The organism is Marinomonas sp. ef1 (assembly GCF_002806845.1).
GTDB lineage: Bacteria > Pseudomonadota > Gammaproteobacteria > Pseudomonadales > Marinomonadaceae > Marinomonas > Marinomonas polaris.
In genome coordinates this window covers 21,537-40,376 of record NZ_NHTT01000004.1, presented here as the reverse complement: position 1 = coordinate 40,376, position 18,840 = coordinate 21,537, and the positions used below count along the sequence as shown (strand labels likewise).

16 protein-coding genes are annotated in these 18,840 nt (G+C 44.9%); 7 read left to right on the top strand and 9 right to left on the bottom strand.

The window, feature by feature from the left end; translation table 11 throughout:
• Positions 1 to 45 precede the first annotated feature (45 nt).
• A complete protein-coding gene (gene hmpA, locus CCS02_RS06770) occupies positions 46 to 1,236 on the bottom strand; it encodes an NO-inducible flavohemoprotein (protein ID WP_100636183.1) in 1,191 nt (396 codons plus the stop codon).
• A gap of 207 nt (positions 1,237 to 1,443) precedes the next feature.
• Here hmpA and norR point away from each other — a divergent pair, with 207 nt between their 5' ends.
• On the top strand, positions 1,444 to 3,009 hold the full coding sequence (norR, locus tag CCS02_RS06765) for a nitric oxide reductase transcriptional regulator NorR (RefSeq protein WP_232728836.1): 1,566 nt from the start codon (positions 1,444 to 1,446) through the stop codon (positions 3,007 to 3,009).
• Positions 3,010 to 3,089: 80 nt separating this feature from the next.
• Here the strand turns inward: norR and CCS02_RS06760 are convergent, their stop codons facing one another.
• Together CCS02_RS06760 and CCS02_RS06755 are read right to left on the bottom strand one after the other, a co-directional pair.
• Complete coding sequence (locus CCS02_RS06760) at positions 3,090 to 3,524, bottom strand: group II truncated hemoglobin (RefSeq protein ID WP_100636181.1); 435 nt, start codon at positions 3,522 to 3,524, stop codon at positions 3,090 to 3,092.
• A gap of 1 nt (position 3,525) precedes the next feature.
• Positions 3,526 to 3,729: a hypothetical protein gene (locus tag CCS02_RS06755; RefSeq protein WP_072838686.1), complete on the bottom strand. Its 204-nt coding sequence runs from the start codon at positions 3,727 to 3,729 to the stop codon at positions 3,526 to 3,528.
• 406 nt (positions 3,730 to 4,135) lie between these two features.
• Here CCS02_RS06755 and CCS02_RS06750 point away from each other — a divergent pair, with 406 nt between their 5' ends.
• Together CCS02_RS06750 and aroE are read left to right on the top strand one after the other, a co-directional pair.
• A complete protein-coding gene (locus CCS02_RS06750) occupies positions 4,136 to 5,425 on the top strand; it encodes an MATE family efflux transporter (RefSeq protein ID WP_100636290.1) in 1,290 nt (429 codons plus the stop codon).
• A 117-nt stretch (positions 5,426 to 5,542) separates the two neighbouring features.
• The gene (aroE, locus tag CCS02_RS06745) at positions 5,543 to 6,433 is read left to right on the top strand and encodes a shikimate dehydrogenase (RefSeq protein WP_072838685.1); all 891 of its coding nucleotides are present in this window, start codon (positions 5,543 to 5,545) and stop codon (positions 6,431 to 6,433) included.
• 26 nt (positions 6,434 to 6,459) lie between these two features.
• Here aroE and CCS02_RS06740 read toward each other — a convergent pair whose 3' ends face one another.
• Positions 6,460 to 7,236 (bottom strand): FCD domain-containing protein, encoded by a 777-nt coding sequence (locus CCS02_RS06740; RefSeq protein WP_072838684.1) that lies wholly within the window; start codon positions 7,234 to 7,236, stop codon positions 6,460 to 6,462.
• 253 nt (positions 7,237 to 7,489) lie between these two features.
• Between CCS02_RS06740 and CCS02_RS06735 the strand changes: the two genes are divergently transcribed.
• Positions 7,490 to 10,369 (top strand): FAD-binding and (Fe-S)-binding domain-containing protein, encoded by a 2,880-nt coding sequence (locus tag CCS02_RS06735; protein ID WP_100636180.1) that lies wholly within the window; start codon positions 7,490 to 7,492, stop codon positions 10,367 to 10,369.
• A 187-nt stretch (positions 10,370 to 10,556) separates the two neighbouring features.
• Here CCS02_RS06735 and CCS02_RS06730 read toward each other — a convergent pair whose 3' ends face one another.
• Both CCS02_RS06730 and CCS02_RS06725 read right to left on the bottom strand, forming a co-directional pair.
• On the bottom strand, positions 10,557 to 11,363 hold the full coding sequence (locus tag CCS02_RS06730) for a sulfite exporter TauE/SafE family protein (protein WP_011977916.1): 807 nt from the start codon (positions 11,361 to 11,363) through the stop codon (positions 10,557 to 10,559).
• A gap of 80 nt (positions 11,364 to 11,443) precedes the next feature.
• Entirely contained in the window at positions 11,444 to 12,334 is an 891-nt protein-coding gene (locus tag CCS02_RS06725) for a LysR family transcriptional regulator (RefSeq protein ID WP_011977917.1), read from the bottom strand.
• Between the two features lie 151 nt (positions 12,335 to 12,485).
• Between CCS02_RS06725 and CCS02_RS06720 the strand changes: the two genes are divergently transcribed.
• A complete protein-coding gene (locus CCS02_RS06720) occupies positions 12,486 to 12,701 on the top strand; it encodes a DUF2798 domain-containing protein (protein ID WP_100186252.1) in 216 nt (71 codons plus the stop codon).
• Between the two features lie 127 nt (positions 12,702 to 12,828).
• Here the strand turns inward: CCS02_RS06720 and CCS02_RS06715 are convergent, their stop codons facing one another.
• The 3 genes from CCS02_RS06715 to CCS02_RS06705 all read right to left on the bottom strand — a co-directional run bounded on the left by CCS02_RS06715 (position 12,829) and on the right by CCS02_RS06705 (position 16,493).
• Positions 12,829 to 14,235, bottom strand: coding sequence for an alanine/glycine:cation symporter family protein (locus tag CCS02_RS06715; protein ID WP_100636179.1), 1,407 nt, complete (start codon positions 14,233 to 14,235; stop codon positions 12,829 to 12,831).
• Positions 14,236 to 14,457: 222 nt separating this feature from the next.
• The gene (gene srmL, locus CCS02_RS06710) at positions 14,458 to 15,579 is read right to left on the bottom strand and encodes a PheS-related mystery ligase SrmL (protein ID WP_100636178.1); all 1,122 of its coding nucleotides are present in this window, start codon (positions 15,577 to 15,579) and stop codon (positions 14,458 to 14,460) included.
• 263 nt (positions 15,580 to 15,842) lie between these two features.
• A complete protein-coding gene (locus tag CCS02_RS06705) occupies positions 15,843 to 16,493 on the bottom strand; it encodes a pyridoxamine 5'-phosphate oxidase family protein (RefSeq protein WP_100636177.1) in 651 nt (216 codons plus the stop codon).
• A gap of 106 nt (positions 16,494 to 16,599) precedes the next feature.
• Here CCS02_RS06705 and pdxR point away from each other — a divergent pair, with 106 nt between their 5' ends.
• Together pdxR and CCS02_RS06695 are read left to right on the top strand one after the other, a co-directional pair.
• On the top strand, positions 16,600 to 18,096 hold the full coding sequence (gene pdxR, locus CCS02_RS06700) for a MocR-like pyridoxine biosynthesis transcription factor PdxR (RefSeq protein WP_232728835.1): 1,497 nt from the start codon (positions 16,600 to 16,602) through the stop codon (positions 18,094 to 18,096).
• 237 nt (positions 18,097 to 18,333) lie between these two features.
• A complete protein-coding gene (locus CCS02_RS06695) occupies positions 18,334 to 18,705 on the top strand; it encodes a hypothetical protein (RefSeq protein WP_157807976.1) in 372 nt (123 codons plus the stop codon).
• Positions 18,706 to 18,840: the final 135 nt, after the last annotated feature.

The following is an 18,840-nucleotide window of genomic DNA, read 5'->3' as shown; positions in this document are numbered from 1 at the left end:
TTACTCATGCTTTTTTGTTTTTCAACTTAGAGTATTACTTGTTTATCAAACCTCTTGATGTGGGCCGAACAATTCGTAATGAATTCGGTCTGCTTCCACACCAAGCGTTAAGAGCTGCTGTTTAACAAACATCATGAAGCCAACAGGCCCGCATAAATAGAACTCGCCATTCGTCAGCGGCAAGCTGTCTTTGATGGCTTCTAGTTGCATCATGCCGTTTAACACTCCTTCTTCTTCGCTGTCGGCTTGTTCGTACCAAGTGTGAACGGACAAATTCAGTTGGTCTTTCAAGCTGTTCACGTGCTCTTTGAAGGAATGCTGACCTTGATGAGCACAAGCGTGTAAATAGCTTACTGGGTGGCTGTATTGCTGTTTAGCAAGAGTGTTTAGTATGGCTTGCATTGGCGTTAAGCCAACACCACCAGAAATCAGTACCACAGGAGTTTGTTTGTCTTGGAAAACGAAATCGCCTGCAGGTGGCATGGCTTCTATTTCATCGCCGACGTTTAGGTGATCGTGAAGGTAGTTCGACATGACCCCAGCTATGTCGCCAGCGCCTTCGCGTTTGACGCTTATGCGATAACTTTTACCATTTGGCGCTGTTGATAAAGAGTATTGACGTATCTCATCGAACTCATTGCCTTTTGGATGTAACTTAACGCCCAAATATTGCCCTGGCTGATAGTCAATTACTGCGCCGCCATCCACAGGCTCAAACACAAAGCTGGTAACCAAATCAGATTCTGGTGTTTTGGAGGCTACACGGAAACGGCGGAAGTCTTTCCAGCCGCCAAGTTGGGCAGCGCGTTCTTTATAAAGATCACCTTCGACTTGAATAAATATCCCAGCTAATTGCATGTAAGCCGCTACCCATGCTTCTTCTACGTCTTTGGTAAAAGCATCTGGAGCGAGTTCACGCAAGGTTTCAATAAGGTGATGACCAACGATGTCATATTGACTTGGTTGGATATTAAAACTGGTGTGCTTATGAGCTATACGCATCACGGCACTGGTAAGTACTTCGAGATTATCGATATGTGTTGCGTATGCCGCGATGGCATTGAACAAAGCCGCAGGTTGACCACCAGTTCTTTGGTGGGTCATGTTGAATACATCTTTTAGCTCTGGATTATGAGAGAACATGCGTTGATAAAAATGCTCAGTAATCGCGGTTCCTGCAGAAGCAAGAAGTGGAATAGTAGCTTTGACAGTGTCTATATGGTGTTGAGTTAACATGTTATTTCCTTTTCTAAGAGTACGAATAAATGCTTTCTTAACTCTTCTATAGCGAAGCTCGTGCCAACTTATAATTGATAATAAAATCAGTGGTTTATGTTTTTAATATAAAAATTAGAGTCAATAAGACTCACCAAAAAGAAAGTCTATATGGTATGTTTGAGTCAAATTGACACGAAAAATAATTCGCCCTATGAGCCGATATCCATGAAGCAGGTTTCTAATAACGCCTTACTTAGCTTTGCCCTCGATCTTGCTAGTGCGGTGACACAGCCGAATCGCTTTGAACAATTGGTTTATGCGGTGCGGGCAACGATTAATTGTGATGCCGTCGTTTTATTGGCGAACAACAATGGTGTGCTGGCGCCACTTGCCCAGCGAGGCTTATCGGAAGATCTGATGGGACGTCGATTCATTATTGATGAACACCCGCGTCTGAAAGCGATCAGTAGCGGACATTATCCAGTTCGTTTTCCCGCAGACTCGCCGCTTCCAGATCCTTACGATGGCATGGTGTTAGGCCATGACGAGAATTTGCCAGTGCATTCCTGCATGGGAGTGCCGCTGTATTTGGAAGGCAAGTTGATTGGCGTGGTGACGTTAGACAGCATTATGCCGGGCGTTTTCGATGATATCGACGCGCGCGCTTTGGAAATTATCGGTACCATGGCGGCTATGACGCTAAATACCGCCATCTTAATGGAAAAATTAGAAAACCAATCACAACATGCTCAAAACGTATTAAAAGTAATGGGCGAACAAAGCCATGAAATGATAGGTCAGAGCAAAGCCATGCAAGATCTCAAACAGTCAATCAATCTGGTCGCACCGTCAGACTTTTCTATCTTGATTGAAGGCGAAACGGGCGTAGGCAAAGAGCTTGTCGCACGAGCCCTACATGAGCATTCCTCCCGTTCCGACGCGCCCATGGTCTATGTGAACTGCGCCGCGATTCCGCATCACCTCATCGAAAGTGAGTTGTTTGGGCATGTAAAAGGCGCCTTTACTGGCGCGGATCGAGATCGTGACGGTAAGTTTCTATTGGCTGATGGCGGAACCTTATTGCTCGATGAAATTGGCGAATTACCGTTAGAAGTCCAAGGTACTTTGCTTCGCGCTATTCAGAATCAAGAAATCCAAGCCGTGGGCAAAGATCAAATTCGTAAAGTAAATGTACGCATCATTGCTGCGACCAACCGACATTTAGAAACCGAAGTGGCAGAGCATCGTTTTCGTGCTGACTTATTCCATCGCCTCAGCGTCTTCCCGATTCATGTACCGCCGTTACGAGACCGACAAGGCGATATTGCTTTATTGGCCGGATTCTTTGCTGAGCGCTTCCGTCGTAAATTAGGCCTGCAGCAACTGACTTTATCCGCATCAGCTATTGGCATGCTCGAAGCTTATCACTGGCCTGGAAATGTACGTGAACTAGAGCACGTCATCTCCCGCGCTGCGCTTTTCGCCAAAGCGGACAATGCAACAGGGATTACAGTTATTTCATCAGCGCATTTAACAGGGTTACAAATCGATAATAGTTCCCAAGAAAAGATACAGAACGTTGAAATACCACAGCAAATCTTAGACAAACAAGAAATAGTAGATTTACGTTTAGAAACAGAGACTTATCAACGTAATCTAATCCGGAAAGCATTAGAAGCCAGTAATGGAAATTGGACCAAAGCCGCTCAACAGCTGTCTATGGATCGCGCAAACCTAGCGCGCTTGGCGAAACGCTTGGGGATTGTCGTTGCCAAAGAAATTCGTTCTTAATCATGAAGCGTTTCAGAAACGTAATGACATTCCTATGAGGTAGGCGACAGTTTCGAATTTGGAATGTCATTGTGTTTCGTTTAAACCGATTCACCGTGTTTAGCCGCACTTACTTGTCGAATCCGTTCAGCAGGAAAAGCGAGCTGAGGTAGTAAATAAGCTTTCAATTCTTCTGAATAGGCTAATTCGTCCAATGCTGCCGCCATGCAGTTTAGCCACATGGCTTTTTCTTTTTCGGTGACAATTAAGTGTGCGTGGGCTTGAGGCAAGCTGATTGGCCCATATTTTTTCGAGAACAACTTCTCGCCACCCATCCAGCCAGATAAAAAAGACACCAACTTGTCGATGGTTAGTTCAATATCGCTAGGATGCATGTCAAACAGTGGTCGAAACTCTGGTGTGTTTTTCATAATGCGATAGAAGGCTTCGACCAAATTTTGCAAGCCAGTTAATCCGCCGACGGCTTGTAAGGTGACATCGCCTTCGCCATAAATGGGCGGGTTAGAAGGAGTCATTTTATTCGACATCTTTTGGTTGGTTTTGCTGTTTTTTAGCAACTTTTTCTTTGTCCATTTTGATCGAGTTGCGATAGCCGCCTAATGCCGCCAATGCGCCAATAATGAAACTCATGTAAAGCGGAATTTGAAACAACATAGTGATACTGATGAAGACACACCCGACGGCTAAACCTTCGATAAAGGGCTTGAGTTTCTTGGGCATAAAAGTTCTCCGAACGATAAAAATTAAACGCGAGTCTAGCAAATTTCCACGACGATGTGAGCAGGATTGTGGAAAAAAGCATCACTTATCCAATATTAGAAACATTGAATTTTATCGAATTTATTCTTCCTATTTTTGTGGGTAAGTGAGAGTTAAACGAGAACCATACTTAACAACTACCCTAATATGACCAATTATTGCACAAAGCCATTAAAAACTGCCCCAAATTGTGAATAACTGCTATTATTTTCCACAGATCAGCGTGTTCCTATTTTCCGTTTTTGATTGATTTTTATCCACAGAATTTGAAATACCCACAAGTGAGACTCGTGTGTCAAAGTTATCCCCCAGTTCTATTTTTTGCTCGTATCGTGCAAATGCTGTATTGAATCAAAAAATTTGGCGCATGGCGTGGCCGCCGATGATTTCGAACATCACCACTCCTTTGCTTGGTTTAGTTGATACCGCTGTAGTTGGACACTTGGGAACGGCGACACATCTTGCTGCTGTAGCGATTGGCGCGAGTATTTTTAGCTTTCTGTTTTGGGCGTTTGGTTTTTTGCGCATGGGCTCAACCGGATTGACTGCACAAGCGCTTGGACAAGGTGACGAAAGACGTGTTCGTGAGCTGCTTTTGCAATCGATTTTGATGGGCGTGTTTATCGGGCTAATGCTGATTCTATTCCGAGCGCCCTTGATCGATTTGGCGATCTCCTTGATGGAGCCAAGTGCTGAAGTGGAACCTTGGGCGCGTTTGTATTGTGAAGCGCGGATTTTCAGTGCGCCAGCTGTGTTAGCAGGTTATGCCTTAATGGGTTGGTTCTTTGGCGTGCAATATTCCAAAGGGCCGCTGTGGATGCTGTTGGTGATCAATGTCGCCAATATGATTCTGGATTATTTTGCGGTTTATGGTTTGGGTATGGCGAGTGATGGTGTGGCGTGGGCGACCGTGTTTGCTCATTATATTGGCGTGACTGTCGCCGGTGTTTTGGCTTGGCATAAATTGAAAGGTTTCTCTGGTCATGTGCCGTTAAGCGTGTTGGCAAAATGGCGTGAATACATGGCTTTGGTCAAAGTGAATCGCTATCTGTTTGTGCGTACGATTCTTTTGCTATTGGTTATGTTGTTTTTTACCGCTCAAGGCGCGCGCCAAGGTGATTCTATTCTTGCTGCCAACGCTGTGTTGCTAACTTTCTTGATGATTATTTCTAACGCCTTGGATGGTTTTGCCTTTTCAGTAGAAGCTTTGTGTGGCGAATACTATGGCCGCAAAGACAAAGCGAACTTTAAGAAGGTCATTCAGCTTTCTACCTATTGGGCGCTGTTTGCAGCGGTTATGTTGATGCTGATATTTTGGCTTTTTGGTAATCAAATCATAGCGTTATTAACAAACGTACAAAGCGTTCGCGATGACGCGGCTCTGTACCTACCTTGGCTGATATTCTTCCCGCTGTTGGGTATTTGGTCTTTTATGTTGGATGGTATTTTCATCGGCACAACCAGTGTAAAACAAATGCAAAATACCATGATCATTTGCGTGGTCGGCGTGTTCTTCCCTGTTTGGTTCATCACTCAAGATCTTGGCAACCATGGTTTATGGTTTAGCCAAGCCATGCTGTTTATCGCCAGAGCGATCACGCTTTATTGGTGTTATCTGCAAAACATGAAAAAAGGCGTTTGGTTCGCGAATTCATAAAGCCTATTACTTTGTGTAAAGACTTCTGTTAACAATTGAAATTTTTCTGGCGACTGGGTTTGTTACCATGAATGACGTGCTCTTTTTTAAAGCCACCAAACATGGAGAGAATTCAATATGTCGAAGAATTTCTTAAGCGAGTTAACCGGTTCTTTTGCCACGCCAGCGTTAGAAAACCCTACTGGCGTGATGATGGAAGCTGCGTATCGAGATTTGGGTCTGGATTGGCGTTACATCAATTGCGAAATCCAACCTAATGATCTTGCAAACGCCGTATTAGGTGCGAAAGCTATGAACTGGTGCGGTTTTAACTGCTCAATTCCTCATAAAGTGTCTGTTATTTCACACCTTGATGACTTAGGCGAGTCGGCTCGAATCATTGGGGCAGTCAATACCGTGGTGAATCGTGATGGTAAGCTTATTGGTGAAAATACCGATGGCCGTGGTTTTGTCGAATCCGTTAAATCCAGTTTAGAGCTAACCAAAAAGCGCGTTGTGCTGTTTGGCGCAGGTGGTGCGGCACGAGCGGTTGCGGTTGAATTAGCTTTGGCTGGAGTGGCGCACATAACCATTGTGAATCGTAATCAAGAGCGTGGCGAAGAGCTTTCCAAACTGGTTGCCGATAACACGTCGGCTGGCGCGGAATACCATGCTTGGACAAAGCAATATCAGATTCCTGCCGATACTGATTTGGTAATCAATGTGACCTCTATTGGCTTATATCCCAATGTGGATGCAGAGCTAGATATAGACACAGATTCGATTAAATCTAGCATGGTAGTTGCAGATGGTATTTTTAATCCACCTGAAACGCGATTGATTCAAACCGCTAAAACTAAAGGCTGCACGACGGTAAATGGCTTGGGTATGCTCGTCCAGCAAGGCGCAATCGCTTTCGAATACTGGACAGGAAAAACGCCTTCTATCGAGGTGATGAAAACCGCATTGAGTGATGCTTTGGACATTACAGATCTGGACAGCACGGATTTGGAGAGTACAGAAAAATAATAATCACTGGAATACCCAAAGATTGTTTAAAGCGGATTCTGATGCTCGTTTCTGCGTAGCGAGCGTTGTATCCGTGTTTCCTCTTGACGCATTTTCAATAAATTGTCTTCCACAAACACCAAATGTGTATGCGCCGCCGTGCGAGCGGCTTCGGCGTCGCCAGCCATGATGGCTTGATAAAGATTGGAGTGCTGTTCCATCACGCGCTGACGAGCGGCTTGCTTCTCAAATAGATTCCTAAGGTTACTCGAAATGCTTTTCGCCAACATGGCGTGCAGGCTGCGAAGTGTGTGAAGTAAGACTACGTTGTGTGCTGCTTCAGCTATGATCATGTGAAACTCCACATCTAATTTTGCTTCTAAGGCGAAGGCTTTGTTTTGATTGGCCTCTACCAGTTGATTAAAGCATTGTGTGAGCTTGGTTTTATCGGCGTCGGTACTGCGCAAAGCAGCGTAATACGCGGCGAGACTTTCTAGCGCATCGCGAAACTCCAATTGATCGTATAAGAACTCATCGTGGGAACTGAGCAAATCTTGCAGCGGATCGGCAAACGAGCTGCCTAGCTGTTCCGACACATAAGTGCCACCGCCATGACGACTGAATAATACACCGCGCGCGATCAGTTTTTGAATGGCTTCTCGCAACGAAGGACGAGATACTTCAAAACGCGCTGCCAATTCCCTTTCTGGTGGCAGCTTTTGCCCCGCCGTAAAACTGCCTTCTAAAATCATGCTTTCGAGCTCTTTCATGATGATGTCGGAAATTTTCGGTTGTTTAACGCGACCAAAGTGATTGGATTCCATGACTTTTCCTAAAAATGTATTCTTTAAAGATAGCTTTCGACATCGCTGTGTATAAGTTAAAAAGTGGTAAAACCAATTGATATTGTCGCTAAAATTCACGAAATATCGACTAAACTATCAGTTGACAAAGTTTCTTTGAATTCTTACTGTGCCTTATATTCAAAAGGTAAATTGGTCTTACCAATTTGTCTAGCATTAATGTTCAATACCTATACTCTTTAACAATAAAAAGGCTACCGCCGTGGAAGCTTCTATGAACACTGACTCACTTGCTGATAAAGCCGCTCAATATCTCGATCTATATTTTGCTTTGAAAGACGCCAAAACTGGCGCGATTGATGAGACGCGATTGATTCGTGATCCACTTCGTACCTTGGCGTATGGCACGGATGCGAGTTTTTACCGCTTGATTCCGCAATTAGTCGTGCGAGTCGATAATGAAGCGGAAGTGCAGTTAGTGCTGAAAGAAGCCAGAAAGCGCAATTTACCAGTGACTTTTCGCGCAGCGGGTACGAGTTTGTCAGGGCAGGCAGTAACCGATTCCATCTTGATGCAATTATCCGATAACTGGAAAGGGCATCGAGTTCACGAACATGGCCATCATATTTCACTTCAGCCAGGTATTATCGGTGCGCGAGCCAATCAGCTGCTAGCGCCCTTTCAGCGCAAAATCGGCCCAGATCCAGCGTCCATCAATGCTTGTATGATTGGCGGCATCGCAGCGAACAACGCCAGCGGCATGTGCTGTGGCACCGCACAAAACAGCTATCATACGATTCAAAGTGCTCGTCTGATTTTCGCTGATGGTGCTTTATTGGATACCGCCGATGAAGCCAGCCGATTGGCGTTTGGTAATCGTCATGCAGACTTGCTTGATACGCTTGTTCGTTTGTCTAAAAGCGTTCAAGCTAATAGCGAATTAGCAGAAAGAATTAGACACAAATATCGTTTAAAAAACACCACAGGGTACAGTTTAAACAGCCTAACCGATTACCAAGATCCGTTTGATATCTTGCTGCATTTGATGATCGGCTCTGAAGGAACTTTGGGTTTTATCAGCGAAGTTACCTATGAAACCGTGGTTGATCATCCTATTAAAGCCGCGGCGATGATCTTCTTTGATGATATGGAAGTCACCTGCCGAGCGGTTACCTCTCTAAAAAGCTCGCCTGTTTCTGCCGTGGAATTGATTGATCGTGCTGGCTTGCGTGCGGTGGAAGGCAAACCGGGTATGCCAGAGATTTTGTCGTCCCTTGGCTCACAAGCGGCGGGTTTATTGGTCGATGTACGCGCCGCCAATGCTGAAGAATTAGAAGCCAATTTGGCCTTGGTGAAACAAGCGTTAAGCGGCCAAGCAACACTGAACCCGATTGAATTTACCCAAGACAAAGTCATCTACGATTCCTATTGGAAGATTCGCAAAGGCTTGTTCCCTGCCGTTGGTGCTGTTCGTCCTGTTGGCACCACGGTGATCATCGAAGACGTGGCCTTCCCTGTCGAACAGCTCGCCGAAGGCGTTTTGGAGCTACAAGGTGTGTTTCAAAAACATGGCTACCGCGAAGCGATTTTGTTTGGTCACGCCTTAGAAGGCAACTTACACTTTGTCTTTACGCAAGGCTTTGACGACCCGAAAGAAGTGAAACGCTACGAGCAACTGATGGACGAAGTCGCGCAATTAGTCGCGGTGAAATACAAAGGCTCGTTGAAAGCAGAACACGGCACCGGCCGTAACATGGCGCCTTATGTGGAGCTGGAATGGGGCAAAGAAGCCTACGACATTATGTGGGAAATCAAACGCGCGTTTGACCCGCAAAGCTTGCTGAACCCAGATGTAATTTTGTCGCACAATGCCAATTTACATGTACAGAACCTCAAGCCTTTGCCGAAAGCCAATGACAAAGTTGATACCTGTATTGAATGTGGTTTCTGTGAACCGTCTTGTCCATCAAAATCCATTACGTTAACGCCTCGCCAACGCATAGTGATTTGGCGCGAGATTCAGCGGTTGACCACAATGGGCACAGATCCGCTGCGTCTTGCTGAACTGAAAAAAGATTATGATTATCAAGGCGTTGATACCTGCGCTGGTTGTGGTTTGTGCTCGATGCAGTGTCCGGTTGGTATCAATACGGGTGATTTAACCCGCGAACTTCGCCACAATCGTCATCCAGATAGCAAAGTCGGTTATTGGATTGCTGATCATTTTGAAGGTGTTACCAAAACGGCGAAAGTGGGACTGAGCCTTGCCAACGGTGCGCGTCGTATTATTGGTGATTCAGGCATGACAACCGTCACTTCAGTGATGAACAAAGCTTCCCAAGGTGCTGTGCCAAAGTGGCATAAACAAATGCCCAGCGCTGCTTCGTCTTTGAAGTCGATTGCCGTTATGCAAGGTAATGATATGCAAAGTGATGACGTTCAAAAGGAAGTGATTTACTTCCCCAGCTGCGCGACTCGTGTCATGGGCGCGGGGCCAAATGCAGAAGATAAACGCTCTGTTATGACAGTGATGTTTTCTGTATTGAAAAAAGCAGGCTATAAAGTAACTGTACCTGATAATATCGATAGCCAATGCTGTGGTATGGCGTTTCAGTCCAAAGGGCAATTCGACGCAGCGAACCAAAAATCCAGTGATCTCAATAGCTTACTGCTGGCGGCGAGCGATAATGGCCGAATCCCAATCGTCTGCGATGTGAGCCCTTGTTTGCTACGCATGCAGGAAAGCCTTGATCCTTGTTTACAGCTTCATGAGCAAGTGGGCTTTGTTTCGACTTATGTGATGCCAAATTTAACGGTGAAAGAAAAGCTCGGCAAAATCGCCCTTCATGTTACTTGCAGCACCACCCGCATGGGTCTCGCCGACAGCTTCGTACAGCTTGCCCACCAACTCGCCGATGACGTGGTGATTCCGCCAGATATTACCTGCTGTGGCTTTGCTGGCGACAAAGGCTTCTCCACACCCGAACTTAACGCCAGCGCTCTCAAAACCTTAGCCAAAGCCGTAGACGGCTGCGAAGCGGGTTATTCAAACAGCCGTACTTGCGAGATTGGCTTATCGGAACACAGCGGCATCGAGTATCAATCCATCGTCTATCTGGTTGATCAATTGTCTGAATCCTCAACGTCCTCTTGAACCGCTTGAGCATTTCGACACGATTATTCATTTAGCAAATGCTACCAGATCAATATCTCACGGATATTTGCACATAAGTGTTTTTGAGCAATTGACTCTGATATAGCGGTTACAAGATCAACATCTCGCGGATGTTTGCGCTTTAGCGCCGGAGCGAGAGTTGATCTTGTAACAGTGAAACCACGGACTAAAGCATGAACGTCGAGTACAAGCCAAATCCGCAGACGATGAGCAGCGCCCAGCCGACGAATTGGAAGAAGACGGGTGTTTCAGCTTTTTGAATTCGGTTGTGGAGCTTTTGTCCGAAGACGTGACCAATCAAAGCGCAAGGTAGTAACCAAAGTTGATGAATGAGTTGTAGGTCGATGCCAGCGATGAGGAAGGACACCATTTTTATCATCACCAGAATAAACCAGAGCACGAACAAGGTATCGCGCAGTTGATGGCGCGGTACTTTGGTGGCGAAGACGGAGACGATAAGCGGTGCGCCGATTAAGGAAGTGCCACTTACGTAGCCGCCAAGCATAAGAAAGATGGTATCGAGGAATTTGTTGTTGGTATAAAACGGTTTATTCAGGATGTAAGACACAGCAAAGACAGCAACAATGACAAATATCACGCCAGTGACTATGTTGCCCGGTAAGGTTAATAAACCAAATACGCCGATCAGTTTCGGCACTATCATGATGCCGAGGGCTTTTTTTAAATAACCCCAAGCGATATTGCCTTGCGCTTCTTGCGGTGCTTCGCCTCGTTCTGCTGCGAGTATGGCTTGTTGTTTGGTGGCTCTCGATCCTTGCCATGCAATCCAGCTGGAAAACACTAAAAGATGAATGGAAATAATTGGCAAAAATAACAGCGGATCGTTTTTTACCAATAATAGGAAAGGCAAAGCGAGTACTGCACCGCCAAATCCTAAGCCACTGCGAACAAAGCCGCTCCATATAAAAATGGCGCCGATTAAAGCGTATTGCCACCAGAATAAGTTTTCCATGGTTGTCCTTCGTATTAAGAAATGAGATTGAATGGTGTGAAATTATTGTACGTTAGTTTAATCAAAGTTCCCTTTTTAGGCTAAGGGCTTGGATGAAACCAAGTTTGTTGGTGAAGAAATTTCGTCATCTCCTCTTTCAAGAGCTTTGCTCTGGCTGATAAGCTGCGTCGATAAGGCCAGACTAAAAAAATCTCTCTATTTTGACCGCGCCATTCAGGCAATACTCGAATAAGCTCGCCAGTTTCAAGGGCGCCATGCACCATGCTCATGGGAATTAAGGCAATTCCAGCGCCCGCTTTTGCTAGGTTGAGTGTGATTGTCATGTCATTACTAATATGCCGGTGCTCTTTGTTTAACGGGCGCCGATCTTCTTGATTATTAATCAGTAACCAATCGGCAAACATGTTGGACGCAATGCTCGGCGCATGTTGTAAGTCTTCTATCGTTTTAGGCAGTGGGAATGCCATGTTAGGCGATGCGACTAGAATAGGCTCAATGTGACCTAGTTTCTTTTGAATCAATGATGAGCTGGGTTGATTCCCCGAGCGCAAGGCGATGTCGGCGCGGGTGTCTCTGATGTCTTGCAGTGTGTTGCTCAGTTCTATGTTTAGTTCGATGTCTGGGTACAGTTGAACAAAATCTTGCCAAAATGCGTCTAGAGGTCCACTGCCCAAATTTACCGGAGCAAGTACTTTCAAATCACCTTTTAGACTGTTTAGGGTTTGGTCTAGGTTGGAAATTCGCTGATCTAACGCATCGATGAATTCCGCGCATTCGCGATAGTAGCTTTCTCCTACTGGTGTGAGTGTTAGTCCTTTTGTTGAACGATGTAGTAACTCACAGCCAAGTTTTTGCTCAAGGGCACTGATACGGCGAGATACAGTAGCGATAGTCATATCAAGATGTTGAGCGGCGGCAGTCAGACTATTTTTATTGGCAGCAGTAATAAAAATCTTTAGATCATCAAGCATTTTGCATTTTCGTAAATTTGTTTTTAAAAAATCAGTATATTTACAAATATTGTTGTTTGCTAGTATGTATTCAGAGTTTGAGTCGTTTACTTACTTTTCGTCTGGGGCACTCTATTTATAGAGAAGACGGTAAGTTCATTAGGAGAGAAACATGAAACACAGAATTATTTTTGCCGTATTAATGTCGTTTACCTTGTCGTTGTTTATGTCCGCATGGATTACGTATCTGAATATTGGGTTACATCCAAATTTCGTCTCTTTCTGGATGGGAGCTTGGGTATTGGCTTGGCCTGCTGCGGGTATTATTTCTTTTATCGCAGGGCCATTTTTGCATGCTTTAGCGCATAAGTTGGCAGTGAAAATGTAGCGTTTGAGATAAGGCTTTATTAAGCATGAAACCAGAAATAAAAAACCCGCTTCGCTGCGGGTTTTTTGTCTTTAAAATCAGGCTAAGCCTACATTAAATTAGCAAGAACGAAACCAGTAGGAACGACTTATTTGCTTGGTTTTTCGTCCCAAACACTAAGGTCGATATCGTCACGAACTTCTGGGTAGTCGTCGGAATTGAATACTGGAGTGTGAGTTTTTAATTGCGTGAAATAGTCTTTGGTGAGTTTTACTACCAAGCCAGATAGCATTGTGATCGCAATCAGGTTAATAGTTGCCATTAGACCCATCGCTGCATCAGCCGCATTGAATACCATCGCCACACTTTCATAAGCGCCCCAAGGAATCATGCCAAGCGCTAAGATACGTAGAATGAAAATCCCTGGTTTATTGGCCCATTTTAGGTAAGTTAGCGCATTTTCTGCATAACTGTAGTTACCGATAATGGAGGTGAAAGCGAAGAAGAAAATCGCAATAGCAACAAAGTAATGACCCGCACTACCGATGTGAGTCGTTAGCGCCGTTTGCGTTAAGGCAATGCCTGTTTGACCGTTACCCAATGCACCAGATAATAGAATCATCAAGGCCGTTGCAGTACAAATCAGCAGTGTATCAATGAAAACACCTAATGATTGAACCATGCCTTGGGATGCTGGGTGATGAGGGTTTGGCGTAGCAACCGCAGCAATGTTTGGCGCAGAACCCATACCAGCTTCGTTGGAAAACAAGCCACGTTTGACACCGTTTAGCATGGCACCTAAAACGCCGCCTGCTGCTTGCTCAATACCAAATGCGCTCTTAAAGATTAACGCGAATGCCGCTGGTACGTCAGAGATATTGGCGAAGATCACATACAAGGCTAGTAGTAGATATAAAACTGCCATGAATGGCACAACGATTTCAGCAAAACGTGCGATTTTCTTGATACCACCGAAGATAACAATCGCCGCTAGCAGCATGATAACGATGCCGGTCACACTGGTGTCGATACCAAATGCGCCTTCCATTGCGCCTGCAATCGAGTTGGCTTGAACCGCATTGAATACCAAACCAAACGCCAAGATAAGCGCAAGCGAAAATACCGCGCCGGCCCAAGGCGCTTTTAAGCCTTTACTGATGTAAAACGCAGGACCGCCACGTAATTGTCCATTTTGATCGCGCATTTTGTAGAGCTGAGCCAAGGTGCTTTCAGCATAGGCAGTTGCCATACCGATAATTGCTACCACCCACATCCAAAAAATGGCCCCAGGGCCACCTAAATATAATGCGACAGCAACACCTGTCATGTTGCCTGTTCCTACACGAGAAGCGAGGCTAGTACAAAGTGCTTGGAAAGGAGAGATACCGCCACGATCGGATTGTGGGGCTTTAAGAACAGTACGGATGAATTCCGGAAAACGACGGACCTGAATAAAACCTAGACGTAAAGTGAAATATACGCCTACGGCTAGTAGTCCATAGATGAGGATATACCCCCAGAAAATAGTATTTAAAAAGTCTATGATGGCTGCCATGTAGGGCACTCCCTTTATTCGATAGGATTATCGTTTTATTGTTCGTGGGTTGAATATTAGAGGTGCTTTTTGGGTAAAAAAGGCACTCTAAGAAACGCGCAGAAGCTTAAAAAAGTGTGCAAGGGTAGCGATTTTATGGAAAACCGCAAGAAAAAAACCACTTTAACGCACATAAAAAGTGTGTGAAAGTGGTTTGATTTTGTAATTTTTTTGTCTCTTGGGCTAGTTTGCTAAGTAGTTATGTCCTTGATTCAGCGACAAATAAATCTTGTTTCGCAACTCATTTGCTAGGCTTGTTGGGATGCTCTTAGTTGGATGGCGTAAACTGATTCGTAATAGTAAATTTACGTGTGAGGAGGACATCCCTAGTCGTTCTACAGCTGATCTGGGTAATTGTTGATAATCCGTTCGAGATAACAATCGAAGTTCCTCTAACCAATAAGCTTGTTCTCCCAAAGTGACACGAACGTGATCGCCAATAATGTCCATATCTGTGTCTCGGTTCACCACAATCGAAATATCACGTTCGGCTTTAGGTTGTCGCGAGACAGGTCGCCAAGGTGATAAATCGAGCATTTGTTGTTGGATCCGAGGATCTTGGTCTCGAAGCAGCCGAATGTCAGGAATGCCTTTACGCAGCATCAGCACTCTGTCCAAGCCTAACCCAATGGCGACGCCAATATAATCATCGCTCGACCAACCGTTTTTCGTTAATAAGTCTGGATCTATGTTACCGCACTCGCCTATTTCAATAAGATCTTGATCTTCAACAGCGTCCAGCTGAATGCCATTGATGGTGTAAGGATGCGGCGATTTAGATTGTTGTACGACATGATTGGGCAACAGCGTTTTCATCAGCGCCGCAATGGACTCACTTAATATCTGTTTATCTTCAGCTTGAGCCTTTGGCATGACGATCCAGATATCCAACTGATGCGGCTCCGCACAATGCCAGCGATCAATACAGTCGCGGCGATAAACCAAACCGTGACTGATTATTCCAAGGGACTCCGGTCGTAGGCTTCGCCAACTGCTCAACCAAGTAGGCACAGAACTTGACGTTTGAGTGCGTAGCATCAAGCTGTCTGAAACATAGCGGCTGTAGCGAATATCTCTTGATGCACCATCAACAGGATAGCCTAGCGCGTCGTAGTTTTCATAGACGGGAACAATAGGGTTAGCGTTGATGCGCTGTAGATAGCAAGACCACAATGCTGCGACAGCTGTTTCCGTTTCACTAATGAGTTGCTGCATGGCATGCATGCCATGTTTTGGATTAGTCAGATCGCGCAGAGAAAGTGCGCTAAGTAATTGTTCGTGGGTAAGATAATTGTGTTTAGACATAATAAAGCTCCATAAATCCAAGATGAAAAGTTCAATGCAATCTTTTTGGATTCCTCCGAGTCAGGACTCGGAGAGAGCTTGTCTTTGAAAGGTTATTTCAGAAAGAACAAAGCCGCCGCGTCCAGTTTAGGGACTCGGAGGCTGATAAATCGATGTGATCGTGCTAGCAAAATGTTCATGATTTTGATCCTAGCAGGCTATCTGTTGCAGAACAAGAAGCCTTTGGAGCAAGATCTGATTTACTTGACCTTGTTCCAAAGTTACTACACAGCGTTCGGCGCTGTTGGTTCTGGGTAATCTTGGTTTTGAATTGGGTCTTTTTGCAGTTTTCCCCAATGTCTTTCTAAAGGCATGACGCCAGCCCAAACAGGCCAGTCGTTGTCTTCTGGATCATCGATGGGTGGCTCTGCACGCATTTTCACTGAGGCTTCTTCGATTTTGATGCGCACCACGCCAGTGGCTTTGATTTCTTGCTCGTTTACTGGGCGTAGTGTTTCCCAGCGCCCAGGGCTGACTTTGTCTAAGAAAAGTTTGAACTGGCGTACCTTTTCTTCTTTATTCTCAATGAGTTCTGGCACACCAAATAAGGTGACAGAACGATAATTCACAGAATGATGCATGGCTGAACGAGCCAACACTAAGCCATCTAATAAACTGACATTAATGCACACCTTTTCAGGTTCGTCGATGGGGCCTTTGACATTGCGAGCTTTGGAGTGAGCGTGCCAATAGAAATAATCACCTTCGCGCCAATGACTGGTTGGTGTCACAAAAACTTGGCCATCTTTGGTTTGCCCGACGTGACACATTAGCGCTGCATCAATAATGTCTAGGGCTAGGTCTTTATCATAAGAGGCTCTGTTCGGCCCTCTTTTTACTTTGGTTAATGCCGTTTCTTCTAGTGACTGACTCATTAATTCTCTCCTTGTGTCCTAATGGGTGGTTCGCTATAACAAGACTTTAGAAGAATCTGGCTTTTATAAAAATAGCCAGAATAAAGATAAAAAAGCAGGCCAGATTATGAAGCACGCCATAGCCAGTTTACGCTTTTCTTTAGAAGACGATGAGCCTTATTACAAACAATTGATCGAGCAGATCCAGCAAGGCATTGTGTCGGGTGAACTATCGGTTGGTGACAAACTACCCTCTTCGCGCTTTTTGGCGGGTTCATTAGGTGTTTCTCGCAGTACCACGTCGCGGGCTTATGATCAGTTAATCGCCGAAGGGATTTTAACCAGCGAAGAAAAGCGCGGTGTGTTTGTTGCGGCTTTGCCTATGGTGATCCATCGCTCGACGAAACAATCCAATTCTTCCCACTTACCCATCAGTAAAGCCCCATTGAAATGGGCATTTGATTCCGGTGCGGATGTGGCCGTTTTTCCTACTAAGGAATGGGCGGCAAGTATGCGGCGCAGCTGGCTCAACCCAGATTTGAATGTGTTGGAAGGCGGATATACAACGGGTTATCCCGATTTAAAAGTCGCGATAGTCGACTATTTGTATCGTGTTCGTGGTCTAGAATGCACAGCAGAGCAAATTATTGTTACGGCTGGCAGTCGGGATTCATTGCTTTTATTACAACACGCGATGACATCACTGGGTGATTCTGAACATTCGCCAATGAAGTGGTGGTTAGAAGAATCTACCTATCCGCCAATTCGCGAAGTAATTCCATCTCATGTAAAAGCGGGAGCCCTTTTTATTGACGAAGATGGACCCTGTTTGCCAGAGAGCGAACATGTTTCCAATGTGGCGATTGTGACGCCTAACCGACAATACCCGCTTGGAGTGAGCATTAGTACGGCACGACGACAGCAATGGCTGCAAGCACTGCAGAGTGATTCACCTCGCTGGTGGTTAGTGGAGGACGATTACGACAACGAGTTTGTTTATCAAGGACGAAGCAATGTGCCTTTTATGCAAACGGCGAGTGTGTATGATCAAGCCCGAGACCGAGTTTTCTTTGTCGGGAGTTTTTCTAAGGTACTGTTTCGTGGTTTGCGGCTAGGCTTTATTGTCGCACCGACTAAGCATATTGCGACGCTATACAAAAGCCAGCGAGTATTGGGGTCGTCTGCGTCCTTGCCAATACAACCTGCGGTGGCTGATTTTATGCTTCAAGGTCATTTTGATCGCCATCTAAATCGAATGCGTCGACATTATCGGCTTAAACGAGATGTTCTATTAGCGCTATTAGAGAGTCATTTAGCGACTTGGTTTGAATGGAAGAAACCCCGTGGCGGTATGCATGTATTGATTGAGTTTAAGCCTAATTTTGTCCCTATCGTGCAAACTGAGATGGCTTTAGATCAGTTAATTAGCCAAGAGCTTGCCATTGACAGCGTGCAGCTTTCGCCGTTGTCTAGTCATTATATTGGCGAACAAAAAGAAAATAATCGTTGTCGATTTGGTTTTTTATTAGGTTTTAGTGGTCCAAAAGAGGAAGAAATGACGTATATAGTGAATATACTTCGGAATTGGTTACTTGCGTATTTGGTCGAAAATAAGACTTACTAATTGTAAGGAAATTGTCTTAGAAGAGTGCTAGTCTTGGTGCCTTTGGGCTAAGTCAGTAGGATTTTCTCAAGACAAGAATGTGAATTTTTATAAAAAGACCGTGAAGCAAAGATGAACAAAGGCTAAACTAGACTTTGTACGGCTGTATAATTTTTGCTATATTTCGCACACTTAAATTCGTATGAAGCGAGTAAAAACGACATTTTCATTTTTGTTTTTATGAATCGGATGGATAAATTGAACAAATTTCAAGACATTCTGCATCATTATGTGCATTCGGTATCCAGTATCTTGGCGGATTCTTTACGCCCTGCTATTGCCGCGTCTTGCCTGTTTTTGAGCTTTTTCGTACCGACTCCCGCTCTTTTCTCTATTAGTAACCTTAGCGTTATTAATATCGACCCTATTCTTAATGCGGGGCTAGCTTCTAGCCTTGCATTTACAACTCTATTATTGGTTAGTTATTGGTCCGTTATGATCAATATCAACCTTGCTCGCCAGAAATTGGCCTTCTCTTTATTTCATGTATTTGCTCCTAACGAGCAATCAAGTCGTGCTGAGGCGCGATACATGATGAGTTGTGGAGCTCCCTTTTTCAGATTTAGGTGATCCAAAAAAGCTATTACTGCGTTAATTATATTAACTAGGTAATGGTCTTTGTGCTGTTTTCAGTGTGGTGATCTTTACTGAAATACCCGGTGTTTTACCGGATTTTCGTTCTGTTGCCTGATTGTCAGGTGGCAG

What these genes read in the sequence shown, in the direction of transcription:
- CCS02_RS06750 (WP_100636290.1), top strand. Translation starts at nt 4,136, where the DNA reads ATGGCGTGGCCGCCGATGATTTCGAACATCACCACTCCTTTGCTTGGT.
- CCS02_RS06760 (WP_100636181.1), bottom strand. Translation starts at nt 3,524, where the DNA reads ATGACTCCTTCTAACCCGCCCATTTATGGCGAAGGCGATGTCACCTTA.
- CCS02_RS06725 (WP_011977917.1), bottom strand. Translation starts at nt 12,334, where the DNA reads ATGCTTGATGATCTAAAGATTTTTATTACTGCTGCCAATAAAAATAGT.
- srmL (WP_100636178.1), bottom strand. Translation starts at nt 15,579, where the DNA reads ATGTCTAAACACAATTATCTTACCCACGAACAATTACTTAGCGCACTT.
- CCS02_RS06755 (WP_072838686.1), bottom strand. Translation starts at nt 3,729, where the DNA reads ATGCCCAAGAAACTCAAGCCCTTTATCGAAGGTTTAGCCGTCGGGTGT.
- hmpA (WP_100636183.1), bottom strand. Translation starts at nt 1,236, where the DNA reads ATGTTAACTCAACACCATATAGACACTGTCAAAGCTACTATTCCACTT.
- CCS02_RS06730 (WP_011977916.1), bottom strand. Translation starts at nt 11,363, where the DNA reads ATGGAAAACTTATTCTGGTGGCAATACGCTTTAATCGGCGCCATTTTT.
- aroE (WP_072838685.1), top strand. Translation starts at nt 5,543, where the DNA reads ATGTCGAAGAATTTCTTAAGCGAGTTAACCGGTTCTTTTGCCACGCCA.
- pdxR (WP_232728835.1), top strand. Translation starts at nt 16,600, where the DNA reads ATGAAGCACGCCATAGCCAGTTTACGCTTTTCTTTAGAAGACGATGAG.
- CCS02_RS06705 (WP_100636177.1), bottom strand. Translation starts at nt 16,493, where the DNA reads ATGAGTCAGTCACTAGAAGAAACGGCATTAACCAAAGTAAAAAGAGGG.
- CCS02_RS06740 (WP_072838684.1), bottom strand. Translation starts at nt 7,236, where the DNA reads ATGGAATCCAATCACTTTGGTCGCGTTAAACAACCGAAAATTTCCGAC.
- CCS02_RS06735 (WP_100636180.1), top strand. Translation starts at nt 7,490, where the DNA reads ATGAACACTGACTCACTTGCTGATAAAGCCGCTCAATATCTCGATCTA.
- norR (WP_232728836.1), top strand. Translation starts at nt 1,444, where the DNA reads ATGAAGCAGGTTTCTAATAACGCCTTACTTAGCTTTGCCCTCGATCTT.
- CCS02_RS06720 (WP_100186252.1), top strand. Translation starts at nt 12,486, where the DNA reads ATGAAACACAGAATTATTTTTGCCGTATTAATGTCGTTTACCTTGTCG.
- CCS02_RS06715 (WP_100636179.1), bottom strand. Translation starts at nt 14,235, where the DNA reads ATGGCAGCCATCATAGACTTTTTAAATACTATTTTCTGGGGGTATATC.